Source organism: Nocardia sp. NPDC127526 (genome assembly GCF_042672265.1).
Lineage (GTDB): Bacteria > Actinomycetota > Actinomycetes > Mycobacteriales > Mycobacteriaceae > Nocardia.
This window is the reverse complement of sequence record NZ_JBHXVO010000019.1, coordinates 25,106-51,184: the sequence shown is the minus strand read 5'-3', so window position 1 is coordinate 51,184 and position 26,079 is coordinate 25,106. Positions and strand designations below refer to the sequence as shown.

At 67.2% G+C, this 26,079-nt stretch carries 23 protein-coding genes and 1 pseudogene; 16 read left to right on the top strand and 8 right to left on the bottom strand.

Annotated features, from left to right (window positions below):
* Nucleotides 1-371: 371 nt before the first annotated feature.
* On the top strand, nt 372-1,406 hold the full coding sequence (locus ACFVIV_RS26200) for an alpha/beta hydrolase (RefSeq protein ID WP_379200654.1): 1,035 nt from the start codon (nt 372-374) through the stop codon (nt 1,404-1,406).
* On the opposite strand, the gene ACFVIV_RS26195 is transcribed toward ACFVIV_RS26200, so the two are convergent.
* Nucleotides 1,407-2,540, bottom strand: coding sequence for an SGNH/GDSL hydrolase family protein (locus ACFVIV_RS26195; protein WP_379200652.1), 1,134 nt, complete (start codon nt 2,538-2,540; stop codon nt 1,407-1,409).
* A 189-nt stretch (nt 2,541-2,729) separates the two neighbouring features.
* On the opposite strand from ACFVIV_RS26195, the gene ACFVIV_RS26190 reads away from it, so the two are divergent.
* Entirely contained in the window at nt 2,730-3,431 is a 702-nt protein-coding gene (locus ACFVIV_RS26190; protein WP_379200650.1) for a ferritin-like fold-containing protein, read from the top strand.
* Nucleotides 3,432-3,528: 97 nt separating this feature from the next.
* Entirely contained in the window at nt 3,529-3,756 is a 228-nt protein-coding gene (locus ACFVIV_RS26185; protein ID WP_379200648.1) for a DUF3107 domain-containing protein, read from the top strand.
* Nucleotides 3,757-3,826: 70 nt separating this feature from the next.
* Here ACFVIV_RS26185 and ACFVIV_RS26180 read toward each other — a convergent pair whose 3' ends face one another.
* Nucleotides 3,827-4,492, bottom strand: a complete 666-nt coding sequence (locus tag ACFVIV_RS26180; RefSeq protein WP_379200646.1) for a TetR/AcrR family transcriptional regulator — start codon at nt 4,490-4,492, stop codon at nt 3,827-3,829.
* 370 nt (nt 4,493-4,862) lie between these two features.
* Here ACFVIV_RS26180 and ACFVIV_RS26175 point away from each other — a divergent pair, with 370 nt between their 5' ends.
* The 4 genes from ACFVIV_RS26175 to ACFVIV_RS26160 all read left to right on the top strand — a co-directional run bounded on the left by ACFVIV_RS26175 (nt 4,863) and on the right by ACFVIV_RS26160 (nt 8,600).
* Nucleotides 4,863-6,017 carry a DUF3152 domain-containing protein gene (locus tag ACFVIV_RS26175; RefSeq protein WP_379200644.1) on the top strand — a complete coding sequence of 385 codons (1,155 nt, stop codon included), beginning with the start codon at nt 4,863-4,865 and terminating at the stop codon, nt 6,015-6,017.
* A gap of 116 nt (nt 6,018-6,133) precedes the next feature.
* On the top strand, nt 6,134-7,321 hold the full coding sequence (gene moeZ / locus ACFVIV_RS26170; protein ID WP_379200643.1) for an adenylyltransferase/sulfurtransferase MoeZ: 1,188 nt from the start codon (nt 6,134-6,136) through the stop codon (nt 7,319-7,321).
* A 78-nt stretch (nt 7,322-7,399) separates the two neighbouring features.
* Nucleotides 7,400-7,597 carry a DUF4236 domain-containing protein gene (locus tag ACFVIV_RS26165; protein WP_379200641.1) on the top strand — a complete coding sequence of 66 codons (198 nt, stop codon included), beginning with the start codon at nt 7,400-7,402 and terminating at the stop codon, nt 7,595-7,597.
* 151 nt (nt 7,598-7,748) lie between these two features.
* Nucleotides 7,749-8,600: a TIGR02569 family protein gene (locus tag ACFVIV_RS26160; RefSeq protein ID WP_379200794.1), complete on the top strand. Its 852-nt coding sequence runs from the start codon at nt 7,749-7,751 to the stop codon at nt 8,598-8,600.
* A 68-nt stretch (nt 8,601-8,668) separates the two neighbouring features.
* Here the strand turns inward: ACFVIV_RS26160 and ACFVIV_RS26155 are convergent, their stop codons facing one another.
* Together ACFVIV_RS26155 and ACFVIV_RS26150 are read right to left on the bottom strand one after the other, a co-directional pair.
* Complete coding sequence (locus ACFVIV_RS26155) at nt 8,669-10,135, bottom strand: MFS transporter (protein ID WP_379200639.1); 1,467 nt, start codon at nt 10,133-10,135, stop codon at nt 8,669-8,671.
* A 200-nt stretch (nt 10,136-10,335) separates the two neighbouring features.
* Nucleotides 10,336-11,007 carry a FadR/GntR family transcriptional regulator gene (locus ACFVIV_RS26150; RefSeq protein ID WP_379200637.1) on the bottom strand — a complete coding sequence of 224 codons (672 nt, stop codon included), beginning with the start codon at nt 11,005-11,007 and terminating at the stop codon, nt 10,336-10,338.
* A gap of 206 nt (nt 11,008-11,213) precedes the next feature.
* Between ACFVIV_RS26150 and ACFVIV_RS26145 the strand changes: the two genes are divergently transcribed.
* From ACFVIV_RS26145 to ACFVIV_RS26105, 9 genes and pseudogenes are all read left to right on the top strand, one after another.
* Nucleotides 11,214-12,362 (top strand): MFS transporter, encoded by a 1,149-nt coding sequence (locus ACFVIV_RS26145; protein WP_379200793.1) that lies wholly within the window; start codon nt 11,214-11,216, stop codon nt 12,360-12,362.
* Between the two features lie 311 nt (nt 12,363-12,673).
* On the top strand, nt 12,674-14,131 hold the full coding sequence (locus ACFVIV_RS26140) for a nitrate/nitrite transporter (protein WP_379200635.1): 1,458 nt from the start codon (nt 12,674-12,676) through the stop codon (nt 14,129-14,131).
* 25 nt (nt 14,132-14,156) lie between these two features.
* Nucleotides 14,157-16,727: a nitrite reductase large subunit NirB gene (gene nirB, locus ACFVIV_RS26135; protein WP_379200633.1), complete on the top strand. Its 2,571-nt coding sequence runs from the start codon at nt 14,157-14,159 to the stop codon at nt 16,725-16,727.
* Nucleotides 16,728-16,792: 65 nt separating this feature from the next.
* Entirely contained in the window at nt 16,793-17,185 is a 393-nt protein-coding gene (nirD, locus tag ACFVIV_RS26130; protein WP_379200631.1) for a nitrite reductase small subunit NirD, read from the top strand.
* Nucleotides 17,182-18,327, top strand: a pseudogene (locus ACFVIV_RS26125) (uroporphyrinogen-III synthase); the annotation flags it as partial. The gene nirD and the pseudogene ACFVIV_RS26125, both read left to right, overlap by 4 nt.
* 302 nt (nt 18,328-18,629) lie before the next feature.
* Entirely contained in the window at nt 18,630-19,436 is an 807-nt protein-coding gene (locus ACFVIV_RS26120; RefSeq protein WP_379200630.1) for a sirohydrochlorin chelatase, read from the top strand.
* A 96-nt stretch (nt 19,437-19,532) separates the two neighbouring features.
* Nucleotides 19,533-19,676 (top strand): hypothetical protein, encoded by a 144-nt coding sequence (locus tag ACFVIV_RS26115; protein ID WP_379200629.1) that lies wholly within the window; start codon nt 19,533-19,535, stop codon nt 19,674-19,676.
* A gap of 43 nt (nt 19,677-19,719) precedes the next feature.
* Nucleotides 19,720-20,382 (top strand): Uma2 family endonuclease, encoded by a 663-nt coding sequence (locus ACFVIV_RS26110; protein ID WP_379200628.1) that lies wholly within the window; start codon nt 19,720-19,722, stop codon nt 20,380-20,382.
* 34 nt (nt 20,383-20,416) lie between these two features.
* Entirely contained in the window at nt 20,417-20,644 is a 228-nt protein-coding gene (locus tag ACFVIV_RS26105) for a type II toxin-antitoxin system Phd/YefM family antitoxin (RefSeq protein WP_379200627.1), read from the top strand.
* A gap of 41 nt (nt 20,645-20,685) precedes the next feature.
* Here the strand turns inward: ACFVIV_RS26105 and ACFVIV_RS26100 are convergent, their stop codons facing one another.
* The 4 genes from ACFVIV_RS26100 to ACFVIV_RS26085 are packed head-to-tail and all read right to left on the bottom strand — an operon-like array spanning nt 20,686 to nt 26,072.
* Nucleotides 20,686-21,465: an SDR family NAD(P)-dependent oxidoreductase gene (locus ACFVIV_RS26100; RefSeq protein WP_379200626.1), complete on the bottom strand. Its 780-nt coding sequence runs from the start codon at nt 21,463-21,465 to the stop codon at nt 20,686-20,688.
* Nucleotides 21,466-21,487: 22 nt separating this feature from the next.
* Entirely contained in the window at nt 21,488-23,233 is a 1,746-nt protein-coding gene (locus ACFVIV_RS26095) for an amidohydrolase family protein (RefSeq protein ID WP_379200624.1), read from the bottom strand.
* A 5-nt stretch (nt 23,234-23,238) separates the two neighbouring features.
* Nucleotides 23,239-24,897 carry a class I adenylate-forming enzyme family protein gene (locus ACFVIV_RS26090; RefSeq protein ID WP_379200622.1) on the bottom strand — a complete coding sequence of 553 codons (1,659 nt, stop codon included), beginning with the start codon at nt 24,895-24,897 and terminating at the stop codon, nt 23,239-23,241.
* A 17-nt stretch (nt 24,898-24,914) separates the two neighbouring features.
* Nucleotides 24,915-26,072 carry a serine hydrolase domain-containing protein gene (locus ACFVIV_RS26085; protein WP_379200620.1) on the bottom strand — a complete coding sequence of 386 codons (1,158 nt, stop codon included), beginning with the start codon at nt 26,070-26,072 and terminating at the stop codon, nt 24,915-24,917.
* Nucleotides 26,073-26,079 lie beyond the last annotated feature (7 nt).

Here is a 26,079-nt window from a genome sequence, read left to right as displayed (position 1 = left end):
GAGCATCGACCTGACGCGGCGCACAATGTTCGGATCGGAGTGCGCGCACATTTTCCGTGGACTGCGGGCGCTCGAGCGCCGGTTCATCGTGTATCCGGCAAACGCGTTCGAGCGGCAATTTCCACTGCCCGGGGAGATTGTAGCGTCATACGCCCTTCGCCCTGTTTTCGCCACCGTTAATGGCGGGCGTTATTGCGCTGGTAGGCGCGGTGCCGGGCGGGCGCCGCAAGCCGGGCGCTCGGTTTAGCAGCGCCGTTAAGGACTGCGCCGCATCGCAATTGGGTCACACGCGCGGTATACGCGGCCGGCCGCCGAGTTGGATTGCTCACATACCTGTTACAACCTGTATCGGGATATGCGAAGTTGTGCGGGTGAGCTTGGCAGACACCGTGACCACCGCCGCGCGCAATGCGTGGGCCCTGACTTTCGGCGACGGCATCGAGGCCCCCGAACCCACCCCCTCGACCGTACTGTCGGAGGCGCCGCACCGCCTGCTGAGCCGCTACGACGGAGCCGCCGCCGACGCCGAGGCCGTGCTGCTGGTGCCACCGCTGGCCGCGCCCGCCTTCTGCTTCGACCTGCGCCCGGACCTGTCCCTGGCCCGCTTCCTGCTGGAGGTCGGCCGCGCGCCCTATCTGGTCGACTACGGCGACATCACCTTCGACGACCGCCGCATGGGCTTCGAGACCTGGATCGACGACATCCTGCCCGAGGCCATCCGCCAGGTGTCGGCCGATCGCGGCGGCCGTCCGGTGGATCTGGTGGGCTGGTCCATCGGCGGCGTGCTGGAACTGCTCACCGCCGCAGCCGATCCGACCCTGCCGATTCGATCCATTACCGCGGTCGGCGCACCGCTGAGCTACGACCACATGATCGGCGTCAGGGAACTGCGCCGGCTCACCCGCCTGGACGGCGGCCGCACCGCCACCGCCGCCATCCGCGCGGTGGGCGGGGTGTCCGCGCAGCTCACCCGTTTCGCCTACCGCGCCACCGCCTGGGATCGAGAGATCAAGCGCCCCTTCTTCATTGCGAGCAATCTCGCCGACACCGCGACGCTGGCGCGCATGGAGACCATTGACCGGTTCCAGAATTCGCTGCCCGGCTATCCGGGCCGCTTCTACAACCAGTTGTGGGGCCGCTTCATGCTCAACAACGACATCGGCAAGGGCGTCGTGCAGCTGGGTGAGCGCCGCATCGCCCTCGCCGATGTGAATGTCCCCGTGCTGCTGGTCGGCGGCCCCAACGACGTGATCACCGCGGCCGCGGCCGTGAAACACGGCCTGAAAACGCTGACCGGAGCCCCGGAGGTGCGGTACGAGACCGCACCCGGTTCTCACCTCGGCATTCTCACCGCCCGCGAAACCACGTGGACGTACCTGGACAAATTCCTGCGCGACCTCGCCTGATCACACGACATTCGGGAAGGGGCGCAGCTGTGCCCAGCGCTGTTGATTCAGGTGGCCGAGCGTGTACTTGGCGATGATCTCGTCGGTGATCCTGCGGGCGATGAGTTCGTAGACCGCCTCGGTGGGGTGCGCGAGATCGCTGGTGGTGACACAGCGGCGCAGCTTGGGCGGCAGCGTATCGGCCTGGTCGAGATAGCGGACCGGGCCGTGGTCCTGGGCCAGCGGCGTGAGGTTGAAGGTCTCCGGATTCTTGGAGACGAATTGCATCCAGTGGCACATGCGGACCAGCCCGACATTGGCCGCGTTCGCGCCCGGGGTCTTGCCCGAGGCCGGCCAATAGGTGGTCAGATACACCAGCAGATCGTTGAACCGCGACACCTTGCTGTTGAGATCGGCGACCACCGTCCAGTGGTCGTCCGCTATCTGGTCCTGGTAGCGCACCGAGACATCCGGGCTGGGCAGATCGACCAGCAGGAAATGCTCCTGGGCGCGCGTCGCCGGGAAGGCGTCGGCAATGCGGTTGATCTCGTCATTGATCTCTTCGGCGAGCGGTGGGATGCCCGTGCCCGTCTTGTCCTTTTTGGAGGCGGGCACCTTGTACGCGCCGCCGGCCACGGCGGCGCGCACGCTCATATTGATGCCGTCGGGCCGCTCGGCGGTGACGATGTCATTGAGTCCGATCCAGACGATGTGCAGCGTATTGCCGGTGAATGCGGCGCCCAATTTCTTGCGGGCCGAGATATAGGCGCTGACTTGGTCTTTCAGATAACCCAGCGCCCCGGCCTTGGGGCTCCAGTCCGAAGCGGCGATGGCACCGCCCTCGGCGAAATTGGCATAGCGCACCGGCCCGAGCCCGCCGGTGCCGGTGCCCAGGAGCAGGGAATCGTTGGTGAGTGAGCGGTGCGGTGCGGTGGCGTCGTCGGTTTCGGTCTTGGTGTGGCGAATGAGCGATTCGGCGCCCATCCATTCGACGAGGAAATCGGTCCAGTTCTTGCCATCGCTGTAGCGGCCGACCTCATTGGTGCGCATCTTGCGGGTGGCCCGGGCGAGCATGCCGGTGGGCGCTTCGCGCTTGATGCCGATATCGGAGAGGCTGTCGCCGAGGACGATGAGGTTCTGGATTGCGGTGGGCATGGGAATCTCCCGCGGGGTGAGTTTCGCACCGGTAGCCCCGCGTCGGCAGCGCCGACGATACTCTCAGCGCCCGGTTCGATCATGAATTATTCTGTGCCGCAACGAATTACGAACAAATAGAGGGTACGTCACCGATTGGTTCGCCGATGGGTGAATGCGGTTCACGGTTGCGGGCTAGGGTGGGGACCTATGGGAGCAAACTCGTCATTCGCGCTGGGCGCCGCGTCGGAGTCCGCCGACGGCCGGATCGCCGCCGACAATCCGGGGGTCACCGACCTGTTCGCCGTGCTCGCCTACGGTGAGATCTCGGCCTTCTACCGCCTCACCGAGGAGGCGAAGCTCTCGCCGACGCTGCGCGGCAAGGTCTCGGTCGCCAAGATGGCCGCCAATGAGATGGAGCATTTCCAGACCCTCGAGCAGGCGCTCGCCGGCCGCGGCATCGACGTCTTCGACGCCATGGCCCCGTTCGTGCGCGCCCTCGACGCCTATCACGCCTCCACCGACCCCTCCACCTGGCTGGAGTCGATGGTCAAGTTCTATGTCGGCGACGGCATCGCCGCCGACTTCTACACCGAGATCGCCGGCGCCCTGACTCCCGAGGTCGCCGCCGTGGTGCGCGATGTGCTGGCCGAGACCGACTACTCCGAGTTCGTGATCGAGGAGGTGCGCGGCGCCGTCGCCGCCAACCGCTCCGAGCGCGACCGGCTCACGCTGTGGGGCCGGCGGCTGCTGGGCGAGGCGATCACGCAGGCGCAGTACGTCATGGCGCAGCGCGATGAGCTGACCGAGCTGGTGCTGACCGCGACCGGCGACCTGAACGGCATCGCGACGCTGTTCGAGCACATGCAGGACAGCCACGCCGAGCGGATGCGGGTGCTGGGTCTGGGCTAGCTGTTCGCTGACAGCGCAGGCGTTGACCGCCGACGGGTTGCGCCGCTGCGCTAGCGTTGGCGGGGACAGCACAGGACTCTAGGTTCGGAGGTTGGCCGTGGAGGTCAAGATCGGTATTTCGGATAGCCCGCGTGAGCTGATCATCAACAGCTCGCAGACCCCTGACGAGGTCGAGGCGCTGGTTACCGGTGCGCTCACGGGCGAGGCCGGTGTCGTGGCGCTCACCGACGAGAAGGGCCGCAAGTACCTCATCCAGGCCAGCAAGGTCGCCTACGTGGAGATCGGCACTCCGTCCTCCGGCCGCGTTGGTTTCGCGGCTGTCTGAACGGGCCCGAACCCAAAAACAATTGCCCCGCCGAGTTACTCGGCGGGGCAATTTTGTTTGACTTTGTCGATCAATCGATGGGGTGCAGTGGGACGTGCTTCAGGCCGCCCCAGCACAATGCGACGGTGGTGTCGACCGCCTCTTCCTTGGGAATCGGCCGATCGGCTTCCAGCCAGTAGCGCGCGCTGAACTGGCTCGCGCCGACGAGTCCCACCGCGAGTACGCGGGCGCGGTAGGGATCCAAACCGGAATCGTGCGCGACGAGATCGAATACCGCGTCCACGCACGCCTCGGTGGCTTGTTCCACGCGCCGCTGCACCTGCGGCTCATTGGTGAGATCGGATTCGAATACCAGTCGGAATCCCTGGGTTTCGTGATCCACGAAGTCGAAATACGCCTGCACGGCGGCCTTCACGCGCTGCTTGTTGTCGGTGGTGGAGCGCAGCGCCTGCCGCACGCTCGACACCAGGGCGTCGACATAGTTCTGCAGCACGGCGAGGTACAGCTCGAGCTTGCTCGAGAAGTGCTGGTACAGCACGGGTTTGCTGACCCCGGCGCATTGCGAGATCTCGTCCATGCCGGCGGCGTGGTAGCCGCGTAGCACGAAGACTTCGCCGGCCGCCGCGAGTAGCTGAGCACGGCGCGCCTCGCGGGGCAGGCGGGTGCCGCGCTTGCTCGGCGCCATGGCCTCGGATGACGTGCGGTGCGCGCTCATCCGGTCCACGAGGTCTGTCATTGTCCGAATCTCCCAGTCGATTCCCGGCGGGAAGGATGTCACCGGGTATCCACCGAACGATACTCGTTCGGGGTGCCGATGCCGATCCAGGTTCCGAATTTTGGTGTGCTGGATGTTGCCGATCAGCACTGGATGTATCGATCGGCGCCGGATCGGAGATCGATCCGAACCGTGTGATCGCTTCGTCGATTATGCGAGCCGGATCACAGAAGTGGAACTCTAATCCCGATTTGTGAGATCTGTCGCTATCCATAGGGGTTATCTCCGAGCAATAGGGGGTGCGCCCTCCGCCGATACGGCTGCGACCCCGGCCCGATCCCGCTGCGACCCCGGCCCCCGAGTGCGCCCGTCCACTCTGTGAGAGTCTTGATTGGTGACCGACCATGGGGGCAGATCTTCCGGCGGGCGCGATTCACGCCGCCCCGTGGGCGCAGGCGCGCCGCGTGCCGCCGGTTCCAAGCGCCGCGGAAGACCCAGCGGGCCGATCTACGATCCGCTCGGTCTGTACACCGAGGACAACGGATCGCGGACCGGCCCCACCGGGCTCCCCGCCACCTCCGGCGACCGGCTGCCGCAGCCGTATCAGCCGCTCCGGGCGCGCTGGGACCCCACCGCTCCACCCGAGGACGCCCGGGTCCGGCAACGACCCGACCGGGAAACCAAGAAGCAGAGCGCGCTGGGACGGTTCGTCTCCACCTACGGCTGGCGGGCCTACGCGCTGCCGGTGCTGCTGGTGGTGACGGTGCTGGTGGCGGTGGACGCCCTGCGCGGCGGGGGACAGTCCGTGGCCGGAGTGCCCGGATTCGGGCATCTGAGCGACAGCGCGGGCACGACGGGCATCCTCGGCGGCCCGCCGAAGGGGGATGGCAAGTTCGCCGCGGATCTTCCGACCGGGACGGTGCCCGAGGGCGGGCCGTTCACGGAGGCGGGGACCGGCGCCTGGCACGTGCTGCCGGGCGGCACCGGACAGGTCGGCGCCGGCGCCGAGCACATCTTCACCTACACGGTCGAGATCGAGGACGGCGTCGATACTTCCGCCTACGGCGGTGACCCCTCGGTGGTCCGCATGGTCGACGCGACGCTCTCCAATCCCAAGAGTTGGACACAGGATTCGCGTTTCGCCTTCCGGCGCGTCGACGCCGGCGATCCGGATTTCCGTATCTCGCTGACTTCCCGGCAAACCACTCGCACGGTGTGCGGGTTCGAGATTCCCATCGACTCGTCGTGCTACAACGCCGATCTCGGCCGGGTGGTGCTCTCCGAGGCGCGGTGGGTGCGCGGCGCGCTGTCCTTCGAAGGGGATATCGGCTCCTACCGCCAGTATCAGATCAACCACGAGGTCGGGCACGCCATCGGCTACCACGAGCACCAGCCGTGCGAATCCGACGGCGGTCTGGCGCCGGTGATGATGCAGCAGACCTTCGGCACGAAGAACAGCGAGATCGCGGCGCTGGACCCGCACGGCGTGGTGCCGATGGATTCCCGCAAGTGCCGCTTCAACCCCTGGCCCTACCCGCGCGGCTAGCCCTGCCCGTATTCGGGCAGCGATGGACGCCTACGCTTGGGAAGAACGCTCCGGTCCGCGGTGTTGCACCTGTGGCCGCGAGTATTCGGCGAATTCGATTGAGGAGTCCGCAAGTCGTGACAGCAACGCATCAGTCCCTGCCGCCCCTGGTGGAGCCGGCCGCGGAGCTGACCCGGGACGAGGTCGCCCGCTACAGCCGCCACCTGATCATTCCTGATCTCGGGGTCGACGGGCAGAAACGCCTGAAGAATGCCCGAGTGCTGGTCATCGGCGCCGGCGGCCTCGGCTCCCCGGCGCTGCTCTATCTGGCCGCCGCCGGTGTCGGCACGCTCGGCATCGTCGAATTCGACGAGGTCGACGCCTCCAACCTGCAGCGCCAGATCATTCACGGCGAATCCGATATCGGCCGTTCCAAGGCCGATTCCGCACGCGATTCCATTCTGGAGATCAACTCCGGAATCACCGTGGAACTGCACAAGATTCGCCTCGAGCCCGACAATGCCATCGAACTGTTCTCCCGCTACGACCTGATTGTCGACGGCACCGACAATTTCGCCACCCGCTACCTGGTCAACGACGCGGCGGTGCTGGCCGGCAAGCCGTATGTCTGGGGCTCCATCTACCGTTTCGAGGGCCAGGTCTCGGTCTTCTGGGAGGACGCCCCCGACGGGCGCGGCATCAACTACCGCGACCTCTACCCCGAGGCCCCGCCGCCGGGCATGGTCCCCTCCTGCGCCGAGGGCGGCGTACTGGGCGTGCTGTGCGCCTCCATCGGCTCGATCATGGTCACCGAGGCCATCAAGCTCATCACCGGCATCGGCGACCCGCTGCTGGGCCGTCTGATGGTCTACGACGCACTCGATATGACCTACCGGACGATCAAGCTGCGCCGCGATCCGGAGCGTCAGCCCATCACCGAGCTCATCGACTACGACGCCTTCTGCGGCGTGGTCTCCGAGGAGGGCCAGGCGGCCGCGATCGGCTCCACGGTCACCGCGCGTGAGCTGAAGGAGATGCTCGACGCCGGCAAACCGGTCGCCATCATCGACGTCCGGGAACCGGTGGAATGGGACATCGTCCGCATCGACGGCGCGACGTTGATCCCCAAGGACCGCATTCTCACCGGTGAAGCCCTGGCCGAACTCCCGCAGAACACCCCGATCGTGCTGCACTGCAAGACCGGAATCCGTTCCGCGGAGGCCCTCGCCGCCCTGAAGAACGCGGGCTTCTCCGACGCCACTCATTTGCAGGGCGGCATCATCGCCTGGGCCAACCAGGTCGATCCCTCGCTGCCGGTCTACTGATTCTCCCGAACCCGCTGGGCCGCCGATGCATTCGTCGGCGCCCAGCGGGTACCTCGGCTACGAGGTAAGGAGGAATCAATGCCCCTCACGTTCCGCAAGAGCATCCCGATCTTCCCCGGCGTCCGGCTCAATATCGGCAAGGGCTCGTGGTCGATCACCTACGGCGGCAAGCACGGTCCGCGCCACACCCGCAGCAGCACCGGCCGCAATACGACCTCGATGGATCTGCCGGGCCCGTTCGGCTGGCGGCGCACCCGCACGAGGCGTCGTCGCTGACGCACGCGGCGCCGCCACGCCGATCGGCCCCCAATAACGGTGGGGCTGTCCGGCATTGGTTCCGGCTCCGAGGTTGGACCGCCGACCTGCCGGTTTCTCGGTGTGGCTTCTCATTCGAAAACGGGGACAGCGGTACCGTACGCGCGTGACCATGACTGCTGTGGAACCTCCCGAGCATGTGCGGGCGACCTTCGGGTTGCGCGAGGAAGCGCCGGTTCCGCTGGGGAACTGGGATGGCGGGTGGCGGTGCGGGGATGTGGTGCTGAGTCCCGTCACCGATCATGCGCGGGCCGCCTGGTCGGCCAAGGTGCGGGAGAACCTGCGGGTGGACGGATTGCGGCTGGCGCGGCCGGTGCGGGCCACCGATGGGCGGTACGTGGTGTCGGGGTGGCGGGCGGACACCTATCTGGAGGGGACGCCGGAGCCGCGGCACGACGAGGTGGTGTCGGTATCGCTGCGACTACATCAGGTGACGGCGCAGCTGGAGCGGCCGCGGTTCCTGTCGCAGCCGCCGATCGCGCCCTGGGTGGATGTGGATGTGTTCGCGGCCGCGGATCGGGCGGCCTGGGAGGCGGTGCCGCTGCGCAGCCTCAAGCTGGGGGGCATGTTGCCGGCGACCTCGCCGGACGGGGATCGCAGCCTGCACATGATCACGCAGCTGTCGACGCTGCGGAAGCCGGTGACCTCGCCGTCGCAACTGGTGCACGGCGATCTGTTCGGAACCGTGCTGTTCTCGGGGACTTTCGCGCCGGGGCTCACCGATATCACCCCGTATTGGCGGCCCGCGCCGTGGGCGGCGGCGGTCATCGTGGTGGACGCGCTGTCGTGGGGCGGCGCGGATGACGGCCTGCTGGAGCGCTGGGGCGATCTGCCCGAGTGGCCGCAGATGCTGGTGCGCGCGGTCATGTTCCGGCTCGCGGTGCACGCCCTGCATCCGAGATCGACGCCCGAGGCCTTCCCGGGTCTGGCCCGCACCGCCGATATGGTGCGCCTCATTCTCTAGCCGAAAACGACTGTCGCGCCGAGTGAACGAGTCCACTCGGCGCGACAGGCTTTCCCTTGCAGGGGGATCTAGACGTTGGCGTAGGCCAACGACGGCACGCGGCTCACCGCGAACGACGACCGCAGGTAGAACCACCAGGTCGCCACCGCCATAGCCAGGAAGATACCGGAGTAGGCGAAGAACGCCGGATCCATGCTCTTGAAGTTGATGTTGGACAAGCGAAGTGCCTGCTGCACCAGCCACCCGCCCGAGGCGCCGACCGCGCCGATGACGCCGATGGCCGCACCCGCCTGACGCTTGGCCGAGGCCAGCGCCTCGGTGATGTCCTCACCGTGCTCGGAGGCGTAGCGCCGGGCCTCGGCGGAGAAGATCATGGGGATCATCCGGTAGGTGGACCCGTTGCCGATGCCGGTGAGGACGAACAGCAGCAGGAACGCGGTCAGGTAGAGCGGGAAGCTCTTGGCCGCCAAGGCCGCGACGATCAGCAGCGTCGCCACCGACATGCCGCCGAACACATAGAGCGTGATCTTGGCACCGCCGACCTTGTCGGAGACCAGACCGCCGAACGGGCGGCTGAAGGATCCGACCAGCGCGCCGAGGAAGGCCAGATTGCCCAGCGTGCTCATCCACCCGATCTTCGCCATATCCGGGAAGTTGGCCTTGAGCAGTGTCGGGAAGGCGAAGGAGAAGCCGATGAAGGAGCCGAAGGTGCCGATGTAGAGCACCGACATCACCCAGGTGTGGCGGTTGGCCAGCGCCAGCCGGTAGGACTTGCCGTCGGCCTTGGCGCTGGAGAGCGAGTCCATGTAGCGCAGCGCGCCGAACATGGCGACCAGGATGAACGGAATCCACACCAGCACCGCGAGGGTGATGCCGAAGCGGTATCCGGCCGCGTCCTTGGCCAGGATGTGCGTGCCGAGGGTGATGATCAGCGGCACGAACAACTGGGTCTGCGCGACGCCCAGGTTGCCGCCCGCGGCGTTGATGCCAAGGGCCGCACCCTTTTTCCCTTCGGGGAAGAAGAAGTTGATGTTCGACATGGACGAGGAGAAGTTGCCGCCGCCGACGCCCGCGATCGCGGCCAGCAGCACGAAGACCCACATGGGCGTGCCGGGCTGGTTGACGAAGAACGCGATGCCCAGGGTGGGCACCAGCAGCATGGCCGCGCTGAACATGGTGAACGCGCGCCCGCCGAACTTGGGAATGGCGAAGGTGTAGGGGATGCGCAGGGCCGCGCCGACCAGCGTGGGGGTCGAGGTCAGCAGCAGGGCATTGCTGACCGCGGTCGGATTGCCCTTGCCGAGCCCCTCCAGGAACGGGAAGCCGGCCGCGCCCATGGCGGTCACGATGCTGCCCCAGATTACCCAGACGCTGAACCCGAGATTTTCTGCGAATACGGAGAAAATCAGGTTTTTGCGGGCGGTCTGTTTACCCCCGTTTTCCCAGAATTCATTGTTGTCCGGTTCCCAGTGATCGATCCACCGGCCGCGTTTCTGGTATTCGAATGCCTTCGTCGGCGCCTCAACCGTTGCCATGAGCAGCGTTCCTCTCGAGCGGTGCGACCGTCCTCATCGTGGCGTTCCGTACTCGCGGAAGGAGTTGCGGGACGGTGCCTGCGGTCGCGTACCACCGTACGAAGCGGTGATTACGCCGACATGGCATTGGGTGACGAGCGAGGTAATTCCGGCTCACGCGCCGAGACGCGCCGTGGTGACCTTTCGGTTACCCGGAAGATTTATCGTGTGTCCGGATATTCGGCGATCAGGGAGCCGAAGAAGCAACTGGCGGTGCGAGCCGCGCGTTCCGAATCACCCGCGATGACGGCTTGCACGAGTTCGATGTGCTCGGCGTGATAGGCCTCGCCGGCCTTCTCGGAGCGGGCCCGGATGCCGGCTTCGATGACGGGCAGCAGCGAATCGTAGAACTCGAGATATACCGCATTGTGGCTCGCGACCACGATGGCGCGGTGCAGTTGCACGTCGGCGGTGATGGCGGTCTCGAGGTCGTCGTCCCAGGCCCGCCTGCGGGCCTCGAGCAGTTGCTCCAGGTTGGCGATGTCGACGTCGTCGCGGCGTTGCGCGGCCAGCGCGGCGGCGGTGGTGTCGAGGGCCTGGCGCAATTCGAGCAGATCGCGCTGCTGGGCGTCGGCGAAGTACTCGGTGAGGGTGCCGCCGAGGGTGGAGGTCGAGATCACGTAGGTGCCCGAGCCCTGGCGGCGCTCCAGCATGCCCGCGTGCACGAGCGCCTGCACGGCCTCGCGCACGGTATTGCGACCGGTCCCGGTGAGCTCGGTGAGCTCGGGCTCGGTGGGGATTCGTGAGCCGACGGCCCAACGGCCGGAGCGTATTTCGGCACGAAGCTGCTCGGTCACCTGGGCGATGAGGCTCGTGCGCCGGACTGGTTGCACGCCTGACAGCGTACCGTGCCTCACATTCTTTGCATCACATCATCGGGTCATCCTATGATTTTTGAGTGACTGTGACGACGAATGACCAGCTGGCCCCCGACCGGGGCCTTTCTTCTGCCACCCGGCAGAAGTCCCTCGTCGACCTGCGGCGCGACCGGAAGCGATCCCTGCTCGAGGGCCGCCTGCTGGTGCTCGCCGCCATTGTCATGTCGGCCCTCACCCTGCGTGTCGCCGTCACCGCCTTCACCCCCTTGGCCGCCGAGATCGGCTCGGACATGGGGTACTCCATCGCGATCGTCGGCGTATTCGGCATGCTGCCCACCGCCATGTTCGCCATCGCGGGCCTGCTGACCCCGATCCTGGCGCGCGGTTTCGGCCTGGAGGCCACCGTGCTCATCGCCATGGTCATGACCGCCTTCGGCACCGCCGTGCGCGCCGTCGTCCCGAATACCTGGGAGCTGCTCGCCTTCTCGGCGCTGGCGCTGACCGGTATGGGCATCGGCAATGTGGTGATCCCGCCGCTGGTGAAGCGCTACTTCTCCGATCGGCTGGCCATCCTCAGCTCGGTCTACATCCTCATGGTGCAGCTGGGCACGGTCATTCCGGCCATGATCGCGGTGCCGGTCGCGGACGCGCACGGCTGGCGGTTCTCGCTCGGCATGTGGGCGGTGCTGGCCGCCGCGGCGGCGCTGCCGTGGCTGGGCGTGCTGCGCATCCGCCGCGATCACGCCCGGATGGACACCACCGACCTGCCGGCCGAGCCCGCCGAGGCCGCGGGCAAGGCGTATCGGTCGCCGCTGGCCTGGGGCATGGCCCTCATGTTCGGCATGACCTCGCTGATCACCTATTCGCTGTTCACCTGGATGCCGACGATCTTCTCCGACGCCGGGGCCAGCGCGTCCTTCGGCGGCAGCATGGTCGGCATCTTCGCGCTCATCGGCCTGGTGGCCGCGCTGTCGGCGCCGGTGGTGGTGAGCCGGATGCGCAATCCGTTCCCGGTCGTGATCGGTTGTGCGCTCTGCTATTTCGTCGGGTTCGCCGGGATTCTCATTGCTCCCATGAGCGCGCCGCTGGTCTGGGTGCTGCTGCTGGGTCTCGGCCCGTCGACCTTCCCAATGGCGCTGACGCTGATCAATATGCGCACCCGCACGGGCGCCGGTTCGGCCGCGCTGTCCGGTTTCACCCAGGGCGTCGGCTACACCGTGGCATGCATCGGCCCGCTGCTGTTCGGCGCGCTGCACACGATGACCGGAGGTTGGCTGGCCCCCTTCGGATTCCTCGTGATCGCGGTCTTCGTGATGCTCGCCGGCGCTTGGCTCGCGTGCAAGCCGCAGATGCTCGAGGACACTTGGTGACTCTGAAATCTCGCGCCCGTCGCGCTTCGCGCGACGGGCGCAGGGGGTTTTGAATCACTGTTGGAGTTGCCGAACGGTGAGGTATTCGCCATGCTGTGTGGCGAACGCCTCACCTCACGGCTGTTTCGATCGCGATTGGGCGTTCGGTGACCAACGGAAACCGTTGTGTCACATGGTTGAAACATACCGCCCATTCTCACGACGTTTCCCCGTGATTCGTGAGCAACCGTTGATTTGCCGGACATTTCGCGCAGCATTGCGGCAATACCGGTTTCCTACCTTGAGGTCATCCAGATTTCAGGAGGGCCGAGTTGAAGTTGCTGACGCGCAATCGCGACATCGAACACTGGGATGCCGAGGACACCGAGGCATGGGAAGCCGGTGGTAAGCACATTGCTCGCCGCAATCTGATCTGGTCGGTGTTCGCCGAGCACATCGGCTTCTCGGTGTGGTCCATCTGGTCGGTCATGGTGCTGTTCATGCCGGCCGACGTCTTCGGCATCGACACCGCGGGCAAGTTCTTCCTGGGCGCGGTGCCGACCCTGGTCGGCGGCTTCATGCGCATCCCGTACACCGTCGCGACCGCCAAATTCGGCGGCCGGAACTGGACCATCTTCAGCGCGCTGGCGCTGCTGGTCCCGACCCTGCTGACGCTGTACTTCATCAACCAGCCCGGCACCTCCTACACGACCTTCCTGATCGTGGCGGCCTTCGCGGGCCTGGGCGGCGGCAACTTCTCCTCGTCGATGTCCAATATCAATGTCTTCTACCCGCAGCGGCTCAAGGGCTGGGCGCTGGGCCTGAACGCGGGCGGCGGCAATATCGGCGTCCCGGTGATCCAGCTGATCGGCCTGGCGGTCATCGCCACCCTGGGCAACGCCTACGGCAATGCCTCGGTGGTGTGCGCGGTCTACCTGGTGCTCATCGCCGTGGCGGCGGTCGGCGCGGCGCTGTTCATGGACAATGTCCGCAATCAGAAGGCCGATCTGTCCTTCATGATCACGGCGCTGAGGGTCCCGCAGTCCTGGGCCATCGCCTTCCTCTACATCGGCACCTTCGGTTCCTTCATCGGCTACAGCTTCGCCTTCGGCCAGGTGCTGCAGCTCAACTTCAAGGCCGGTGGCGCGACGGCCGCCGAGGCCGCGCTGCATGCCGCGTCGATCGCCTTCGTCGGCCCGCTGCTGGGTTCGCTGGCTCGCCCGTACGGCGGCAAGTGGGCCGACCGCCTCGGCGGCAGCCGGGTCACCCTCTACATGTTCGGCGCGATGACCGCGGCCGCCGCGGTCGTGGCGACGGCCTCCACCCTCGGTGATGCCGCGGGCCGCCCCACCGGTGCGGTGCTGGGCCTGCTGATCTGCGGATTCATCGCCCTGTTCGTCATCTCCGGAATCGCCAACGGCGCGGTCACCAAGATCATCCCGTCGGTGTTCGAGGCGAAGTCCCGCAGCCTGCCCGGTGATGCGAAGACGCGCGCGGCCTGGGCGCAGAACACCTCCGGCGCGCTCATCGGCTTCGTCGGCGCCATCGGCGCGCTGGGCGGCGTCGGCATCAACCTGATGCTGCGCTCCTCCTACGCCGCCACCGCGTCCGCCACCACCGCCTTCTGGGTGTTCACCACCTTCTACGTGGTCTGCGCCGCCGTCTGCTTCACCGTCTTCCTGCGCCGCCCGAGCGCACCCGAGGTCACCGACTCCGACGTCGTCGTCGAGGCCGAAGCCCTGGTGCTGGAAGCCGAAGCCACCTCTGCCTCGTCCACGGCGCGAGCCTGACCCGCCATCCAGGAAAGGGACTGTCATGACCCACACCGAACGCAAGACCGCGGTTGTGATCGGCCACGGCATGGTCGGCCACCGCTTCGTCGAGGCGCTGCGCTCCCGCGACGAGGCCGGCGCCTGGCAGGTCATCGTGCTCAGCGAGGAGAAGCTGCCCGCCTACGACCGCGTGGGGCTGTCCTCCTACGTCGGCATCTGGGAGACCTCCGCGCTGGCGCTGCCCGGCAACGAGTACGAGGGCGACGAGCTGGTCGAGGTGCGGCTGGGCGTCAAGGCCGACGGCATCGACAAGGCCGCCCGCAAGGTCACCACCTCCACCGGTGACGTGATCGGTTACGACGCACTGGTTCTCGCGACCGGCTCCTACGCCTTCGTGCCGCCGGTGCCGGGCCACGACCTGGAGGGCAACTTCGTCTACCGCACCCTCGAGGATCTCGACGGCATCCGCGCCGCGGCCGAGGCCGCCGGTCCGGGCGCGGTCGGCGTCGTGGTCGGCGGCGGTCTGCTCGGCCTGGAGGCCGCCAATGCGCTGCGGCTGCTGGGCATGACCCCGCACGTGGTCGAATTCGCGCCGCGGCTGATGCCCGTGCAGGTGGACGAGGGCGGCGGCGCGATCCTGGAATCGCTGGTCACCCAGTTGGGCCTGCACGTGCACACCGGCGTCGGCACCTCCTCGATCGAGAGCGTCGAGGGCGCGAGCCCCGCGGAGCGGCTCAAGGTCACCCTGTCCGATGAGCGTGAATTGCGTGCCGCGCTGGTGGTTTTCGCCGCCGGCGTGCGTCCCCGGGACGAAATCGCCCGCAGCGCTGGGCTGGAGGTCGGTCCGCGCGGCGGCGTCATCACCGACCTGGGCCTGCAGACCTCGGACCCCAATATCTACGCCATCGGTGAGGTCGCCGCGGTCGAGGGCGTCTGCTACGGCCTGGTCGCCCCCGGCTACAGCACCGCCGAGGTCGTCGCCGACCGGCTGCTCGGCGGCGCGGGCGAATTCCCGGGCGCGGATCTGTCCACCAAGCTGAAGCTGCTGGGCGTGGACGTGGCCAGCTTCGGTGACGCGCACGGCGCCACCGAGGGCGCGCTCTCGGTCGTGCTGCACGACGCCGCCAAGGGCACCTACGCCAAACTCGTGGTGTCCGATGACGCGCAGACCCTGCTGGGCGGCATCCTGGTCGGCGACGCCACCCAGTACTCGGCGCTGCGCCCGCTGGTCGGCCGCCCGCTGCCGGCGGACCCGGCCGCGCTGATCTCCCCGGCCGGTGCGGAACTGGGCGCGGACGCGCTGCCCGACGACGCCCAGATCTGCTCTTGCAACAATGTTTCCAAGGGCTCCATCTGCGGCGCCATCGCCGAGGGCGCCTGCGACGTGCCCGCCATCAAGAGCTGCACCAATGCCGGAACCTCCTGCGGCGGTTGCGTTCCCATGCTCAAGAAGCTGCTGGAGCAGTCGGGCGTGGAGGTCTCCAAGTCGCTGTGCGAGCACTTCTCGCAGTCGCGCGCCGAGCTGTTCCACATCGTGCAGTCCACCGGCATCCGCAAGTTCTCGGAGCTGATCACCAAGTACGGCAAGGGATCCGGCTGCGATATCTGCAAGCCGACCGTGGCCTCCATCCTGGCGTCGACCTCCAGCGATCACATTCTGGACGGCGAGCAGGCCGCGCTGCAGGACACCAACGACCACTTCCTGGCGAACATGCAGAAGAACGGCACCTATTCGGTGGTGCCGCGCATGCCCGGCGGTGAGGTGACCGCCGAGCAGCTCATCACCATCGGCGAGGTGGCCAAGGAATTCGATCTCTATGTGAAGGTCACCGGCGGTCAGCGCATCGACCTGTTCGGCGCCCGCGTGGAGCAGCTGCCGCTGATCTGGAAGCGGCTGGTCGACGCCGGCATGGAATCCGGTCACGCCTACGGCAAGTCGCTGCGCACGGTGAAGTCCTGCGTCGGCTCCACCTGGTGCCGCTACGGCCAGCAGGATTCGGTGGGCATGGCGGTGCTGCTCGAAAAGCGTTACCGCGGTCTGCGTTCCCCGCACAAGCTGAAGCTGGCCGTCTCCGGTTGCGCGCGCGAGTGCGCGGAGGCGCGCGGTAAGGACGTCGGCGTCATCGCCACCGAGCACGGCTGGAATCTGTACGTGGGCGGCAATGGCGGTCTCACCCCCAAGCACGCGGTGCTGCTGGCCGGCGATCTCGACGACGAGACGCTGATCCGCTACATCGACCGGTACCTGATGTTCTACGTCCGCACCGCCGACCGGCTGCAGCGCACCGCGCCGTGGCAGGAGGCCCTGGAGGGCGGCATCGACTACCTGAAGCAGGTCATCTGCGAGGACAGCCTCGGCATTGCCGCGGACCTGGAAGCGGCCATGGATCGCCATGTCGCCGGGTACAAGGACGAGTGGGCGGCCGTGCTCGAGGACGAGGGCAAGCTGTCGCGCTTCGTGTCCTTCGTGAACGCGCCGGAGGAGTCCGATCCGACCATCGGATTCGACGAGAGCGGTGAGCGCAAGGTGCCCGTGCTGCTCGGCATCCCGGAGATCCCGGTCGGTGCGGCCACGGTGACCGCCGACACGACTTCCGCCACGCACGGGAAATGACTGCTTAACCGCTTGGAAACAGGACGCCGGTACCAATAGGTAAGGCGTTCGGAGGAGAGTTACCGATGACCGTGATCGACACACCCGGCACCGCGACCAGCATCAGCGGCTGGACCCAGGCCTGCCGGCTGGACTATCTGATTCCCGGCCGCGGCGTGGCGGTGCTGCTGAAGGGTGGCCGGCAGGCGGCCCTGTTCCTGCTCCCGGACGGCACCCTCTACGCCGTCGGCAATATCGATCCCTTCGGGCGGGCGGCGGTCATGTCGCGCGGCATCGTCGGCGACCGCGGCGGTGTGCCCGTGGTGGCGTCTCCGCTGCTCAAGCAGGCGTTCTCGCTCATCGACGGGCGTTGCCTCGACGATGAGACCCGGTCGCTGCCGGTGTACGCGGTGCGGGTGGCGGACGGTGTGGTCGCGGTGGCCAACGAGCCCGTGGTCTTCCCCGGCGGTTCGGCATGACCGAGGTCGACGCGGGTACCCCGCTTGCTGGTTTCACCGTCGGCATCACCGCCGCGCGCCGGGCCGATGAACTCGGCACGCTGCTGGCGCGCCGCGGCGCGAATATCGTGTCCGCCCCGGCCATCCGGATCATTCCGCTGGCCGACGACACCGAGCTCGAGCGCGTCACCCGCCAGCTGGTGGTGGATCCGCCGCAGCTCACCGTCGCCACCACCGGTATCGGCTTCCGCGGCTGGATGGAGGCCGCCGAGGGCTGGGGCCTGGCCGAGGATCTGCGCAATACCCTCGGCTCCACCCGGATGCTGGCCCGCGGCCCGAAGGCCAAGGGCGCCATCCGCGCCGCCGAACTGCGGGAAGAATGGTCTCCCGCTTCGGAATCCAGCGCCGAGGTGCTGGATCACCTGCTCGCCCAAGGGGTCGAGGGCGTCCGGATCGCGGTGCAGCTGCACGGCGCCACCACCGAATGGGAGCCGGTCCCCGACTTCTGCGAGGTGCTGCGCTGTGCCGGAGCCGATGTGGTGCCCGTTCCGGTGTACCGCTGGATCCCGCCGGAGGATCGCACGCCGATGGACCGCCTCATCGAGGCCATCGTCACCGCCGGAATCGACTGCGTCACTTTCACTTCCGCGCCCGCCGTGGCCTCGCTGCTGATGCGCGCCAAGGAAACCGGGCTGCTGGAGGCGGTGCTGCACGCCCTGCGCGGTCGCGTGCTCGCCGCCTGTGTCGGCCCGATCACCGCGGCCCCGCTGGAGGAGCTCGGCGTGGCCACCTCCATGCCCGGCCGCGCCCGCCTCGGCGCACTGGCCCGCCATGTGGCCGAGGAACTTCCGCGCCGCGCCAACCGGATTCAGGCCGCCGGACATGTACTCAGCGTCCGCGGCGCGTGTGTCGTGGTCGACGGCCAGGTGCGTCAGCTGGCGCCCGCGCCCATGGCCCTCATGCGCTCGCTGGCCCGTCAGCCCGGGCGCGTGGTGTCCCGTGAGGACCTCCTCGCGGCCCTCCCCGGCGGTGGCGACGACACCCATGCCGTCGAAACCGCCATCGCCCGCCTGCGCGCGGGCCTGGGCACGCCGAAAGCCATTCAGACCGTGGTCAAGCGCGGCTACCGCCTCGCCCTCGACCCGGCCGAATGCACCGACAACCCGCATCCGGAACCGGCGCCCGCCGCCACCCGGCAGTTCCCGTCCCGCTCCGCGGGTTTCGGTGCCCGCCAGGACATTCCGGCCCGCCCGTCGTCCGCATCCCGTCCGCCGGAACGCGGTCCGGTGAACGGCGCGGCCCGCCCGGCCTTCCCGCCGCGCAACCCCGCCGACCTGCCGGTCGTGAATGCTCCCGCCCGCCCGGTTTTCCCGGCGAGCGCGCAGCACTCCGCCGAGCTGCCTCCGGTCACGGGTTCCGGCTCCCCGGTCCGCGCGGTGCGCCCCGCTCCCGTCGCGGGGGCGTGGTGAGCGCCCCGGCCCTGGTCCTGGTCGCCCACGGCACCAGGAGCACCCGGGGCGTCCAGATGATCGCCTCCCTCGCGGAGGCGGTGGCCCGGGAACTCGGCGCCCCCGTGGCGGCCCGAGAGCTCGGCGCCCCCGAGACAGGTGCCGGTGCCGTTTTCGGGGCCGCATCGACACCGTTGCGTGAAACCCCGGCGGCGGACGCCCCCCGCGTCCGCACCGCCTTCGTCGACGTCCTCGGCCCGTCACCGTCCGAGGTGCTGAGCGACCTGGATCCCGTTCCCGCCGTGGTGGTCCCGGCCTTCCTGGCCTCCGGCTACCACGTCTACCAGGATGTGCCCCGAGAGGTGGCCGCGAGTGCCCACGCGGCGGTCGCGGTCACCCAGGCCATGGGCCCCGATCCCGCCCTGGCGGCGATCATGCGCATGCGCCTGCGCGCCGCGGGCTGGCGTCCCGGCGATGCGGTGGTCTTCGCCGCCGCCGGTTCCTCCGATCCCCGCGCCCGCCAGGACGTCCAGCGCGCCACCGGCATGCTGGCCGAGCAGATCGGCGCCCCGGTCCGCCTGGCCTACATCGCCACCGGCGAACCCCGCGTCCCGGAAGTCGTTGCCGCAGCCCGCAAGTCCGGCGCCCAACGCGTCTTCATAGCCTCGTACCTGCTGGCCCACGGCCTGTTCTACGAACGCCTGCACGAGGCCGGCGCCGACGGCGTAGCCGAACCCATCGGCGTCCACCCCGCCGTGGTCCGCCTCATCGCCGACCGCTACCGCACCGCGGCCCGCACCCTCACCACCGCCCGCGTCGCCTGACCCCACGGCTGGCCCACCCCCGAAATTCAATGGCGCGGTGGGCCGCCCGTTCGTCATGCTCGGGCAATGAGAACAGAGATTCGAGAACGATCGGCGGTGATCCGAAGCCGCCTGGACCGGCTGCGCAACCTAGACCCGCAACCCGGCGGATCACCCGACCCCGCCGAGCCCGACCGCCGCGCCGACCAGCACATCATGTCCGGCACCGACCCTTACATGTACCGCAACTGGCCGAGATGACGAAACTCGATGGTGCCCGCACGGACCTGGCTACCATGGCCGGGTGTCCGTGTGGCGTCCCAAGCCCCCGAATCTCCCCGAGGTCATGACCTGGGAGGAGCTCGAACAGCTACCCGACGAGATCGCAGGCGAGATCGAATTGTGGGAAGGCCGCGTGGTGTGGGCTCAGCGCGGTCCGGCTGAGCACCAGGACTATTCCGCACAACTCCGCAACGCGCTGCACCGCCGCGCTCGACAACTCATAGCCACACGTCCCGATCAGTGCTGGCAAGTCTCGACCGGAACCAACATCTTCTTCGGCCGAACAGGCAAGTCCGACTTCGTGACACCCGACTTCCTGATCTACCGCTGCCTCCCCGACCGTTATCAGGACATTCGCGGAGACGATGTACTGCTCGTGGGCGAGGTTCTGTCACCGATCAATTGCCACGGCGATCGCGAAGCGAAGATGGCCAAATACGCCGCTGGAGGCATCCAGTGGTACTGGGAAGTTGACCTGTCTCCCGAACCGAGTCGGGTCCACGGCATCGAGATGGTCCGCGCTTATGGTCTCGCTTCCGAACTGGACGGCCTTCCGGAAGGAGTTCACCCCCTCCATCCCGCCAACTACGTCCTCATCAACGAGTGGTCACCGAAGAACGCCCCCGGCATCCACATCGAACTTCCCTTCCTAATCGACATTTCCTGGCAAGAGCTCGAACTCTGAGTTCTCGAGTTCTGTGGGATCCCGGAGGAGAGTTGTGAACCCGCCAATGACCAGCATGTCTGCCAATGAGGCGCGTGCCAACTTGTACCGCCTTATCGAACAAGTCAACGACGATGCCCTCGGCATCCACATCACCAGTTGTAAAGGCAACGCCGTCCTGATCTCCGAAGATGAGTACAACTCGCTTCGTGAAACCCTGTACCTACTGCGTTCCCCCGCCAACGCCGTACGTCTCGCCCAGGGCATCGCCGAACTTGGATAAGAGTCTGCGTTGATGGCCACGGCCGGCCGGTCGATGCGGCCTCAACCTGCGATTTTGGCAAGGTTGGGGAAGTTGGAGAGTTCCCAGCCGCCGTCGATGACCATGTCTATGCCGGTGATGTAGGAGGCGTCGTCGGAGGCCAGGAACAGGCAGGGGGCGGCGATTTGTTCGGGGGTGGCGGCGGCCCCGAGTGGGATGCGGTCCAGGAACATTTGTTTGGCGGGTTCGTAGCCCATAATGGCCGCGACCAGTGGTGTGTCCACCAAGCCGGGGAGGACCGCGTTCACACGGATTCGGTGTTGGGCCAATTCGAGGGCGGCGTTCTTGGTGAACATGACTACGCCTGCTTTGCCGGTGGCATAGGGGCTGCCGCCGGGCATGGGGATGCGGCCGTCCAAGGATGAGATGTTGATGATGGAGCCGCCGCCGGAGTCTCGCATCAGGCGGGATTCGTGTTTGGTGCAGAGGAAGACGCTCTTCTGGACCAGGTCCACGGTGAAGTCCCAGTCCGCTTCGGCCAAGTCGGTGATGGCGCCTATGCGGGAGCCGCCCGCTACGTTGAAAGCAGCGTCAAGACGGCCGAAACGGGTTGCGGCGGTGTTGATTCCGGCTTCGACCTGGGCCTCTACAGTTACGTCGGTTATTACGGAGATGAAGGAGTCGCCCAGTTCGGCGGACTTTTTCTCGAGGCCGGGCTCGTCGATGTCGAGTCCGATTACATTGGCGCCCTCGGTGATCAGAGCGGTGGCGATGGCGGAGCCTATGCCGGAGGCGGCGCCGGTGACGACGGCTACCTTGCCGTCGAATCTGGCTGCGGTCATGGGGTTTTCCTTGATTCGGGGGCTAGCGGTGGCCGGCGCGGAGGAAGCGGCCGGTGCGTTGCTTGCCGAGGGTGGGTGATTTCTCGCCGCGGCCGAAGACGTGGTCGCCGTTCACGAGGACGGCGGTGACGGTGGCGTCATTGCGGTTGACCATGCGGGAGAGGTTGTCGTAGGCGGGGACCGGGTGCTCGGCGTAGGCGTCGAGAGTGTCGTCCAGGTGGGCCGGGTCGACTATCACGAGGTCGGCGCGGTCGCCTTCGCGGAGGTGGCCGGCGTCCAGGTCGTACCAGTCGGCCAGTTCGCCGGTGACGCGGTGGATGGCGTGTTCGACCGTCATGAAGGGGCGGCCGGACTGCTGGGCGCGGTGCACCCGCTTCAGCAGGCGCAGGCCGAAGTTGTAGAAGGCCATATTCCGCAGGTGTGCGCCCGCATCCGAGAAGCCCAGTTGCACACTGGGATCGGCGGCCAGCCGGTCGAGGACCTCGGGGCGGTGGTTGGAGATGGTGGTGCGCCAGCGGACTTTCGTACCGTGCTCGACCACCAGGTCGAGGAAGGCGTCCACCGGGTGCACGCCGCCGCGGTCCACGCCGACTTGGCCGAAGGTCTTGCCGATGACGGATTCGTCGGGGCATTCGGTGATCTCGGCGTCGAAGAAGTCGCGGTGCCAGACGCGCGGGCCCCACTTCTTGTCGTAGTCCTTGCGGAACCAGCGGCGGTAGTTCTCGTCGGAGAGCAGTTCGCGGCGCTCCTCGAGCTGATTGGACAGGTGCAGAGCGGCTGCGCCGGAACCGAATTCCTCGAACACGGGCAGATCGATGCCATCGGAGTAGACCTCGAACGGCACGGGCAGATGCTGCCAGCGGAAGTCGCCGCCCAGCCCGTTCAGGATCTTGGCGATGAGCGGGAAAATCTTGACGATCCCCGGAATCGCCTTGATATCGGCGGCCGAGAGCAGGCTCACCTTCAGATTCGGGCGGAAGATGCCGAGGCTGGAGGCGGCCATGGCGACCAGGCTCTGCGGCCGCGCCACATCGGGCCCGCCTTGCAGGGCGCGTTTGCGGTCGCGCAGGATGCGGTTGAGGCGGCGGCGTTCCCGGGTGGTGGCATAAGTCGAGGGCAGGGTGCGGGATCGGCACACCTCGCCGTCCAGCTTGTCGAAGAGCAGCTGCTGTGAGGACATGCCGATGAATCCGGCGTCGAGCGCCTCGGACAGCTTGTGCTCCATGGCCTTCAGCTCTGCCTCGGTGGGCTTCACGTCCGGCCGGGTGGCGCGTTCCAGGCCCAGCTGCGCGGCGCGGATATCCGAATGGCCGATGAACGCGGCGAGATTCGCGCCCAGCGGCAGAGCCTCCAGGGCGTTCACATAGCTGTGCGCGCTGTTCCAGGTCTTGAGCTCGTCGATCGCGCCCACCACATGCTTGCGCGGAATGGCCTCCACCCGGCCGAACAGATCCCCGGCATCGGACCCGTCCACGTGCACGGTGGACAACGAGCAGGAGCCGAGCAGAATCGTGGTCACGCCGTGCCGCAACGACTCCGACAGCGTCGGATCCAGCAGGACTTCCACGTCGTAATGAGTGTGGATGTCGATCATGCCGGGCATGACCCACTGCCCGGTGGCATCGATGACCCGGCCGCTGCCGGTCTCGTCGAGCGCTTCGGCGCTGACCGTCACAACCCGCCCGTCCCGAATGCCGAGATGTCGCATGGCCGACGGCGCACCGGTGCCGTCGAACCAGCGCCCGTTCTTGATAATGGTGTCGTACATGGCTTTCAATCCCCTATGGAGAGTTCGCGGCGCAGCACCTTGCCGGTCGCATTGCGCGGCAGGGCATCGGCGGTGATCAGCCAGCGGGCCGGCACCTTGAAATACGCGAGCCGCTGCGCCACGTGATCGCGCAATTCGTCCTCGGTGAGCGCTTCCGGATCGGCGACCACCACAATGGCCGCCACCTCCTGCCCGAGATCCTCGTGCGGCACTCCGATCACGGCCGATTCCAGAACGGCGGGATGCTCGTCGAGCGCGTTCTCGATCTCGGTCGGATAGACGTTCTCACCGCCGCGCAGAATGAGATCCGAACGGCGACCGGCCATGTAGAGCTTGCCTTCGGACACGTAGCCGAAATCGCCGGTGCGCAGCCAGCGATCCGGGTCGATGCTCGCGGCAGTGGCGGCCTCGTCGTTCCAATAGCCGAGCATGACGTACGGACTGCGAATGCAGATTTCACCCTCCGTGCCGTCGGGCACGACATTCCCCTCGGGATCACGGACCTCGACGGCGACGCCGATAATGGTGCGACCCACCGTTTCCGGATCGGCGGCCAATTCCATGGGGGTGGCGACCGTTGCCGCGGTCCCGCTCTCGGTGCAGCCGTAGCTGGTGGTCAGCGCCACCTGGGCGACCGGCAGCCGCTCCCGCAGCCGCTGCTGCAATGCGGGCGAGGACGGTGCGGCATTGAGCGAGAAGGCGGCCAGCGAGCTCAGGTCGTACTGCGTCAGATCGACCGCGAGCAGTCGGCTGGCCATGGTGGGCACGGCGGCCCAGTTGGTGATGCGCTCGGATTCGACCAGCCGCAGCACCTTGTCGGCCTCGAACGCGCCGGTCTGGAACACGACGGTGTCGCCGGTGACGAGCCGCGGCACCGCCAGATTGTGCAGGCTCGCGATATGGAACAGCGGCGAGGTGGTGAGATAGCGGCGGCCCGTGGGCGAGCCGTCCCACGGTAGGCCGCGGAAGCCCGCCGCCAGTGCGTCGGTGAAGCGGTGATAGTCGCTGACCGCCACCATGTTCCGATGCGAGTGCACCACGCCCTTGGGGCGGCCGGTGGTGCCGCTGGTGTAGAGGATGCACGCCGGATCATCCTCGGCCAGTGCGATTTCCGGGTACTCGCCCACGTATTCCTCAACCAGCGTGGGCAGGTCGCGTTCCATGGTGAGCACAGGGATCCGTGTCCCCGTCTGCGCGAGCAGTTCGGCCCGCTTGGCGTCGGCGATCACCACCACCGGCTGGGTGTGGTCGAGCCCGTACACGACCTCCTGCGGCGCCCACCACGCGTTGTAGCCCACCGGAATCGCGCCCAGCCGCTGCGCCGCCCAGAAGGTCAACACCCATTCGGGCGTATTGGCGGCCAGAATGCCGATCCGATCGCCCTTCCCGATCCCGTAGCGTTGCGCCAGCGCCGCCGCCAGCGCGCCCGCCGCCTCGTAGTGCTCGGCGAAGGTCATGCGCTTCTCGGCGGACACCAGATAGTCGCGGTCGCCGAGCTCGCGGGACGCCTCCAGCAGTTCCAGCAGCGATCGGCGCCGATTGCGGAAGACGGGAATCTTCGCGCCCAGCACCTCTTCCACCGTCATCTCGAACGGCCCGCCCGGACCGGTGAGCTTGCCGGCGATCTGCGCCGCGAGTGCCTGGAGGTCAACAGCTTTCGTCATGATCAGATCCTTGATGATTATTGGTGCTGCCGTACTGCTTTTTCACCGAAGACCGCCTTCAGATAGGCGTCGCAGCGTTCGGATCCGATCAAGCCCGGAGCCATATTGTTCATGGCGTAGGCGAAGGTGATCCGCCGGTCCAGGTCGTTGACGACCATGGATCCGCCGAGCCCGCCCCACCAGCACACCCGGCCATCGGGAACGTGCGGTGCGGTCTGCGGCTGGGGCAGCCCGTAGCCGAGCCCGAAGCGCAGCGGCAGGAAAATGGCCAGGTCCACGCCGTCGGACTGCTGCTCGAAGATCAGGTCGATGGTCTTATCCGATAAGAACTTCCGCCCACTGAGCTCGCCGCCATTGCTCACGATCGACTGGACGCGAGCAATGGAGCGAGCGTTCCCGTGGCCATTGATGCCACCCAGTTCGGCCTGCCGCCAGCCGGGCGTATTGCAGAACTCGAAATCCAGCAGCGGCTGGAACAGCGTCTTGTACAGGACGCTGTCCTTGGGAATCGCGGACTGATCGAATTGCGCGAACTCCGGCGGTACGAGGGTCGCGATTCTATCGAAATCGTCTGCGCCCGTTCCGATATGGAAGTCCGCTCCCAGCGGGCCGGACAGCTCTTCAATGAAGAACTCGCCCAGGGTGCGGCCGGTGATCCGGCGGACGATCTCGCCGACCAGATGCCCGTAGTTGAGCGCGTGGTAACCCGAGGCCGTGCCCGGCTCCCACCACGGCGGCTGCGCGGCCAGGCGCGCGGTGGACGCCGCCACATCGTAGATATCGGGTATCTCGATCGGCGCTTCCCAGCCCGACACCCCGGAGGTGTGCGAAAGAATATGCCGCACTTCGATATCGGCCTTGCCATTGGCGGCGAAGTCCGGCCAGTAGTGCACGACCTTCTCCCGCACGTCCAGCTCGCCGCGATCGACCAGCAGCAGCGCGCACAGTGCAGTCATGGTCTTTGTGATGGAGAAGGTATTGACCAGGGTGTCCGCGCCCCAGCGCCTGGTCCGCTCGGGATCGGCCCAGCCGCCCCACAGGTCCACCACCGGATCTCCGTCCACCGTCACGCACAGTGAGGCGCCCAGCTCGGCCCCGTTATCCACCTGTTCGGTGAAAGCCGCACGGACATCGGCGAATTCGTCGATACAGAAGCCTGCGACAGTACTGCTCATCTGTTCT

What these genes read in the sequence shown, in the direction of transcription:
- ACFVIV_RS26195 (WP_379200652.1), bottom strand. Translation starts at nt 2,540, where the DNA reads ATGCCCACCGCAATCCAGAACCTCATCGTCCTCGGCGACAGCCTCTCC.
- ACFVIV_RS26190 (WP_379200650.1), top strand. Translation starts at nt 2,730, where the DNA reads ATGGGAGCAAACTCGTCATTCGCGCTGGGCGCCGCGTCGGAGTCCGCC.
- ACFVIV_RS26180 (WP_379200646.1), bottom strand. Translation starts at nt 4,492, where the DNA reads ATGACAGACCTCGTGGACCGGATGAGCGCGCACCGCACGTCATCCGAG.
- ACFVIV_RS26165 (WP_379200641.1), top strand. Translation starts at nt 7,400, where the DNA reads ATGCCCCTCACGTTCCGCAAGAGCATCCCGATCTTCCCCGGCGTCCGG.
- ACFVIV_RS26160 (WP_379200794.1), top strand. Translation starts at nt 7,749, where the DNA reads ATGACTGCTGTGGAACCTCCCGAGCATGTGCGGGCGACCTTCGGGTTG.
- ACFVIV_RS26155 (WP_379200639.1), bottom strand. Translation starts at nt 10,135, where the DNA reads ATGGCAACGGTTGAGGCGCCGACGAAGGCATTCGAATACCAGAAACGC.
- ACFVIV_RS26145 (WP_379200793.1), top strand. Translation starts at nt 11,214, where the DNA reads ATGTCGGCCCTCACCCTGCGTGTCGCCGTCACCGCCTTCACCCCCTTG.
- nirB (WP_379200633.1), top strand. Translation starts at nt 14,157, where the DNA reads ATGACCCACACCGAACGCAAGACCGCGGTTGTGATCGGCCACGGCATG.
- nirD (WP_379200631.1), top strand. Translation starts at nt 16,793, where the DNA reads ATGACCGTGATCGACACACCCGGCACCGCGACCAGCATCAGCGGCTGG.
- ACFVIV_RS26100 (WP_379200626.1), bottom strand. Translation starts at nt 21,465, where the DNA reads ATGACCGCAGCCAGATTCGACGGCAAGGTAGCCGTCGTCACCGGCGCC.
- ACFVIV_RS26095 (WP_379200624.1), bottom strand. Translation starts at nt 23,233, where the DNA reads ATGTACGACACCATTATCAAGAACGGGCGCTGGTTCGACGGCACCGGT.
- ACFVIV_RS26090 (WP_379200622.1), bottom strand. Translation starts at nt 24,897, where the DNA reads ATGACGAAAGCTGTTGACCTCCAGGCACTCGCGGCGCAGATCGCCGGC.
- ACFVIV_RS26085 (WP_379200620.1), bottom strand. Translation starts at nt 26,072, where the DNA reads ATGAGCAGTACTGTCGCAGGCTTCTGTATCGACGAATTCGCCGATGTC.